The sequence below is a fragment of the Actinomadura geliboluensis genome, assembly GCF_005889745.1.
GTDB classification, from domain to species: domain Bacteria; phylum Actinomycetota; class Actinomycetes; order Streptosporangiales; family Streptosporangiaceae; genus Spirillospora; species Spirillospora geliboluensis.
Genome location: NZ_VCKZ01000507.1, coordinates 1 through 5999, shown reverse-complemented (window position 1 = coordinate 5999; position 5999 = coordinate 1). Strand labels below are relative to the sequence as shown.

The following is a 5999-nucleotide window of genomic DNA, read 5'->3' as shown; positions in this document are numbered from 1 at the left end:
AGGGCCAGAAGACCTACGGGTGGGCCGAAGCCCTCAACGAACTCGCCGACGCCTACCCAGACCGCATCCAGTAAAGACAACCAGACCCACAACAAGATCATCTTTACACACTTCGAGTTACAGGCTCCCCCTGTCGGCCGCCGATCTTCTCGGAGTGCTGGTCAGCTGTGCTTGGTGCTGATCGGGGTGGCTTTGATGTGGCGGCCGCGGGGGGTGGGGTCTGTTAGGGCGCCGTTGTCGACGACTACGCGGCCGCCTACCAGTACCGTTTTCGGGCGGCCTGTGACGGTCATGCCCTCGTACGGCGTGTAGTCGGTTGCCATGTGCAGGTCGCCTGCGGTGATCTGCCATTCGGCGGTCGGGTCCCAGATGGCGAGGTCCGCGTCCGCGCCCGGCAGCAGCGTTCCCTTGCGGGGGTAGAGGCCGTTCGTGCGTGCGGGGTTCGCGGCGGTGAGTTCGACGAAGCGCGTCACCGGCAGGCCGCGGCGGACGACGTACTCCGAGAAGATCACCGGGAGCCGGGTCTCGACGCCGGGGAGGCCGTTGGGCATGGCGCGGACGTCTCCGCTGCGCGACTCCTTCTGGGCCGTGTCGTAGCAGCAGTGGTCGCTGCCGATCGTGGTGACCTCGCCGGTGAACAGGTGGCGCCCGAGCGCCCGGACCTGGTCGGCGGGGCGCAGCGGCGGGCAGCACACGAAGCGTTCGGGACGGTCGCCCGCGTAGGCCGAGTCGTCCAGGACGAGGTGGTGCGCGACCGCCTCGCTGTAGGCGCGGACGCCGCGGCGGCGGGCGGCGGCGACGAGTTCGACGGCCTCGGCGGTGGACTGGTGCACGAAGTAGACGGGCGCGTCCACCGACTCGGCGATCGCGAGGATCTCCGCGACGGAGGCGGTCTCGGCGAGGCCGGGGCGGGTGTCGGCCATGTGGGACGCGCCGATCCGGCCCGCGTCGGCGCAGCGCCGCTGGGCGTCGCCGATGATGTGGTCGGCCTCGCAGTGGATGACGACCATGCCGCCGAGCGCGGCGAGGGTCTTCATGGTCCGCAGGACGGTGTCCTCGTCGGCCATGGTCTCGCCGCGGTAGGTGGTGAACATCTTGACCGTGGCGATCCCGTCCGCGACGAGCGAGGCGAGTTGGTCGGGGACCGTGTCGTCCCACTCGACGACGCAGGCGTGCAGGGCGCTGTCGCACAGTCCCTCACCGGCCTTGGCCCGCTGGGCGTGGGCGGCGTCGGCCGGGTTCTCGCCGGGGCGCGGGATCGCGAAGTCCACGATCGTCGTGGTGCCGCCGTGGACGGCGGCGGTGGTGCACTGACGGTAGTCGTCCAGCGAGGTGAAGTCGCCGGAGGTGAAGCCGACGTGGCAGTGCGGGTCGACGCCGCCGGGCAGGACGAGGTGCCCGGCCGCGTCGACGACGGACGCGGCGGCGGGCGCCGTCCCCGGGGCGGCGAGCGCGGTGACGCGGCCGCCGGTGATGACGACGTCGGCGGGGCCCGACCAGCCCGCCTCGACCACGGTGCCGCCCCGGACGACCACGTCGGCGGTCACCGGGACACCGCGGCCAGGTGGGCGCGCCAGCCGCCGGCGTCGCTGATGTCGACGACTCCGGGCAGGTCCAGGGACTCGGCGCGCATCCGCATGCACAGCGTCCCGGAGCCGTCGGCGAGCTCGATCACGCCGAGTTCGAGTTCGGGCGGCTCGCCGGGCAGCAGGTGCTCGCGCAGGATCTCGTAGGTGACGGCGTACAGCTCGCCGGGCACCGGGCGGCCGCCGGACGGCACCGGGTGGAGTCCGGGGAACTCGTCGCGCACCGAGTAGAAGCGGTAGCGGGGCGCGGTCTCGGCCGGTCCGAGGAACTCGGCGCCCTCCAGCGCCTCGTTCAGCGAGCCGCCGGACATGGCCTGTCCGTTGACGAACATCCGCAGGGTTTCCATGGGGCCTTCCTGGTCGTGGGTCACGGGGTGGTCTGGCGGGCCCGTTCGGCGGCCGGGTCCGGGACGGGCACGGCGTCCAGCAGCGAGCGGGTGTAGGGGTGCCGGGGGCGGCGGTAGATCTCCTCGCGGGTGCCGATCTCCACCAGCACGCCCTGGTCGAGCACCGCGATGCGGTCGCACAGGTAGTGCACGACGGCGAGGTCGTGGGCGATGAAGAGGATCGACAGGTCGAGCCGCTCCCTGAGGTCCCGGAAGAGGTTGAGCACCTGCGCCTGGACGGAGACGTCGAGCGAGGAGACGACCTCGTCGCAGATCAGCACCTTGGGCTCGACCGCGAGGGCGCGGGCGATCGCGATGCGCTGGCGCTGGCCGCCGGAGAAGGAGCGCGGATGCCGGGCGGCGTCGGCGGCGGACAGCCCGACGGTCTCCAGCAGCGCGGCCGCCCGCGCGGCGCGGGCCCGGCGGTCCGGTTCCAGCCCGTGGACGAGCAGGCCCTCCTCGACCAGTTCCCCGGCGGTCATCCGCGGGTTGAGCGAGGAGTACGGGTCCTGGAAGACCATCTGGATGTTCCGGCGGAGCGTCCGCAGGTCCCGGCGGGACGCGCTGAGCAGGTCGTGTTCTCCGAGCAGGACCCGGCCGGAGTCGGGCCGGGTCAGCCGGGCGACGCAGCGGGCCACCGTCGACTTGCCGGAGCCCGACTCGCCGACGAGTCCGAGCACCTCGCCGGGCGCGAGGTCGAACGACACGTCCTTCACCACCGGGCGGCCGCCGAAGCTCTTCACCAGGTTCCGCACGCTCAGGGCGGTCATCGGCCGCCTCCTTCCAGGGCGCCGGCCACCCGGACGTCCGTGTCGAGGGCGTCGTCCACGGTCGTCAGCCGGCGGGACGGGTCGTCGTCGATGCGCGGCACCGCAGCGAGCAGCCCGCGGGTGTAGGGGTGCTTCGGCGCGGCGTAGACGTCGTCGACCGGGCCCTCCTCGACGGGCGCGCCGTGCCGCATCACCACGACGCGGTCGGCGAACCCCGCCACGATCCCGAGGTCGTGGGTGATGAGCAGCACGGACATGGAGCGCTCGTCGGCCAGTTCCCGCAGCAGGGTGAGGACCTGCGCCTGCACCCGCACGTCGAGCGCGGTCGTCGGTTCGTCGGCGATGAGCAGCGCCGGCTCGGCGATCACCGCGATGGCGATGACGACGCGCTGGCGCATGCCGCCGGAGAACTGGTGCGGGTAGTCGTCGAAGCGGCGGGCGGCGTCGCGGACGCCGAGCCGCCCGAGCAGGTCGATGCCGCGCCGCCGGGCCTCCTTCTTGCGGACGCCCCGGATGACGAGCGGCTGCATGATCTGCCAGCCGATCGTCATCACCGGGTTGAGGGAGGCGAGCGGGTCCTGGAAGACCAGCCCGATCCGGGCGCCCCGGATGTCGCGCATCGCGCGTTCGGGCAGGGTGAGCAGGTCGGTGCCGTCCAGCAGGACGCGGCCGCCGAGGTCGGCGTCGCGGTCCAGGCGCAGGACGGCCCGCGCCGTGACCGACTTCCCGGAGCCGGACTCGCCGACCAGCGCGACCTTCTCCCCGGCCGCGATGTCCAGGTCCACCCCGCGCAGGATCTCCACGGGCCCGTCCGGTCCGGGGAAGCCGGCGCGCAGGTCCCGCAGCTTCAGCAGCGGATTCATGAGTGCCTCCCGCGCAGCGTCGGGTCGTTGCGGACGCGGAGCCAGTCGCCCACGAGGTTGAAGGAGACCGCGGTCAGCATGATCGCGAGGCCGGGGAAGACGACGGCCCACCAGCCGTTGGTGAGGTTCCCGGCCGCCCCGGCGATCATCGCGCCCCATTCGGCGGACGGGACCTGGGCGCCGACGCCGACGAACGACAGGCCGGAGATGACGAGCATGACCGCCGAGACGTCCAGGGTCGTCTGCACGTAGAGGGTGTCGAGGGAGTTCGGCAGGACGTGCCGGAACACGAGCCGCGGTGTGGAGACGCCGAGCGTGCGGGCGGCCTCGACGTACTCGGCGTCTCGGACGTCGCGCACGAGGGTGCGGACGAGGCGGGCGTAGCCGGGCCACCAGGTGAGGCAGAGCGCGATCACCGCGGACTTCAGGCCGGGGCCGAGGGCGGCGGCCAGCCCGAGCGCCAGGATGATCGCCGGCAGTGACAGGCCGATGTCGCAGATCCGCATGAGGACCTCGTCGACGATCCGCCCGCCGAGCGCGGCCAGCGTGCCGATCAGGGTGCCGATCAGGGTGGCGACGGCGATCACGACCACGGTCGCCAGCAGCGACACCCGCGCGCCGTACAGGACGCGGCTGAAGACGTCGCGTCCGTTGGCGTCGGTGCCGAACCAGTGCGCGCCCGAAGGGCCGCGGAGGGCCTGCCCGAGGTCCACCGCGTAGGGGTCGTGCGGCGCGAGCAGCGGGCCGATGAAGGCGACGAGGACCATCACCGCCGCGATCGTCAGCGCGACCCGGTCCACGATGGACATGCGTCCCGTCCGTGCCGGCCGAATGCGGCGCAGGATGGATCCGCCGCGCCCGCCGCCCGGGGCGTCCGGCCCTTGCTTCGTCATGGGGACAACGGCCGTCTTCACAGGGCCGCCCCTTCCATGGCGCCCTTCTCCAGCGGCTCTCCCGCGGCGGCGCCCGCCGGACGTGCGCGCGCCGGTTGGCGCAGGCGCGGATTGAGCCAGAGTTGGACGAGGTCGACGACGATGTTGGCCAGCACGAAGACCACTCCGATCACGAGCACGCTGCCGATGACCGCGTACAGGTCGTTCTGCAGGACGGCGTTGACCGCGTAGGCGCCGATGCCTCTGCGTCCGAACACCGACTCGACCAGCACGGTGGAGCCGAGCATCCAGCCGAGCTGCATGCCGAGGATGGTGCTGACCGGGACGAGCGCGTTGCGCAGGCCGTGCCGGATCACCACCCGGCGCTCGGACGCCCCGGTCGCGCGGGCGAGCGTGATGTAGTCCGAGTCCAGCACGCTGATCATGGAGGAGCGGACCGTGCGGGCGACCACCGCGATGAACGCGGCGGCCAGGGTGACGGCGGGCAGCAGGAGGTGCGCCACGGCGTCGCCGAACGCGGCCATGTCCCCGCTCAGCAGCGCGTCCAGCGAGGTCATGCCGGTGAGTTCGGGCACCTCGCGGCCGAAGCCGAGCTGCCCGGTCAGGGGCAGCACGCCGAGCCGGTCCGCGAACACCAGCTGGAGCATCAGCCCCAGCCAGAAGACCGGCACCCCGGCGCCGAACAGCACGATGAGCCGGGCCGCGACGTCGGCGGCGCGGCCCCGGCGGTAGGCGGCGTACACGCCGAGCGGCACCGCGATCACCACGTTGACGAGCATCGCGGCGAGGACGAGCTCGATCGACGACGGCAGCGCCTGGGCGATGTCGTCCAGGACCGGGCGCTGGGTGAAGACCGATGTGCCGAGGTCGCCCTGCAGGAGGTTCCCGAGATATCGGGGGAACTGCTCCCAGATCGGCCGATCGAGCCCGAGCCGCTCGGACACCGCGGCGACCTGCTCGGCGGTGGCGTTGCGGCCGGCCGCGGCCCGCGCGGGGTCGCCGGGCAGCACCTGGGACATCAGGAACGTGACGACGCCCAGGCCGAACAGCACGACGACGCTGGTGATGAGCCGTCTCAGCAGAAATCGCGTCATGCCGTGCCTCCCCTCGCTGGAGATCTCATGGATGGTGGGCGCCGGGCCCCCGTGAGCCTCACCGGTGGGGACCGGGGGCCCGGCGCTGTTCAGGTGGGCGGGTCAGCCGACCTTGATGCCGTAGACGTCGACGGTCTGGTGGTGCGACGCCTGGTAGGCGTAGCCGCTGACGCCCTCGCGCATGACGGTCACGGTCTGCGGGTTGGACATGTTGACCGACGGGACGTCGGCCGCGATGAGCTGCTGCGCCTCCTTGTAGAGGCCGCAGCGCTCGGTCTCGTCGGTGAGGGCCTGGGCCTTCTCGACCAGCGAGTCGACCTTGGGGTTGTCGTAGCCGCCGGTGTTCTGGCCGTTGTTGATGAACTTGGAGTCGAAGAGCTGGTACAGGATCGAGTCGGGGTCGGGGT

At 72.2% G+C, this 5999-nt stretch carries 6 protein-coding genes and 1 pseudogene; all 7 read right to left on the bottom strand.

The window, feature by feature from the left end:
• Positions 1–161 precede the first annotated feature (161 nt).
• Positions 162–1547 carry a dihydropyrimidinase gene (hydA, locus tag ETD96_RS39830; RefSeq protein WP_171069465.1) on the bottom strand — a complete coding sequence of 462 codons (1386 nt, stop codon included), beginning with the start codon at positions 1545–1547 and terminating at the stop codon, positions 162–164.
• On the bottom strand, positions 1544–1933 hold the full coding sequence (locus ETD96_RS39825; protein ID WP_138641659.1) for an allophanate hydrolase-related protein: 390 nt from the start codon (positions 1931–1933) through the stop codon (positions 1544–1546). Before ETD96_RS39825 ends, hydA begins: the two co-directional genes overlap by 4 nt.
• 20 nt (positions 1934–1953) lie before the next feature.
• Positions 1954–2742, bottom strand: a complete 789-nt coding sequence (locus tag ETD96_RS46295) for an ATP-binding cassette domain-containing protein (protein ID WP_138641658.1) — start codon at positions 2740–2742, stop codon at positions 1954–1956.
• The gene (locus ETD96_RS46290) at positions 2739–3605 is read right to left on the bottom strand and encodes an ABC transporter ATP-binding protein (protein ID WP_138641657.1); all 867 of its coding nucleotides are present in this window, start codon (positions 3603–3605) and stop codon (positions 2739–2741) included. Before ETD96_RS46290 ends, ETD96_RS46295 begins: the two co-directional genes overlap by 4 nt.
• Positions 3602–4414, bottom strand: coding sequence for an ABC transporter permease (locus ETD96_RS39810; protein ID WP_171069464.1), 813 nt, complete (start codon positions 4412–4414; stop codon positions 3602–3604). The genes ETD96_RS46290 and ETD96_RS39810 overlap by 4 nt, the downstream gene beginning before the upstream one ends.
• A 101-nt stretch (positions 4415–4515) precedes the next feature.
• Positions 4516–5592, bottom strand: a complete 1077-nt coding sequence (locus tag ETD96_RS39805) for an ABC transporter permease (RefSeq protein ID WP_138641655.1) — start codon at positions 5590–5592, stop codon at positions 4516–4518.
• 102 nt (positions 5593–5694) lie between these two features.
• Positions 5695–5999: pseudogene (locus tag ETD96_RS45410) on the bottom strand (hypothetical protein); the annotation flags it as partial.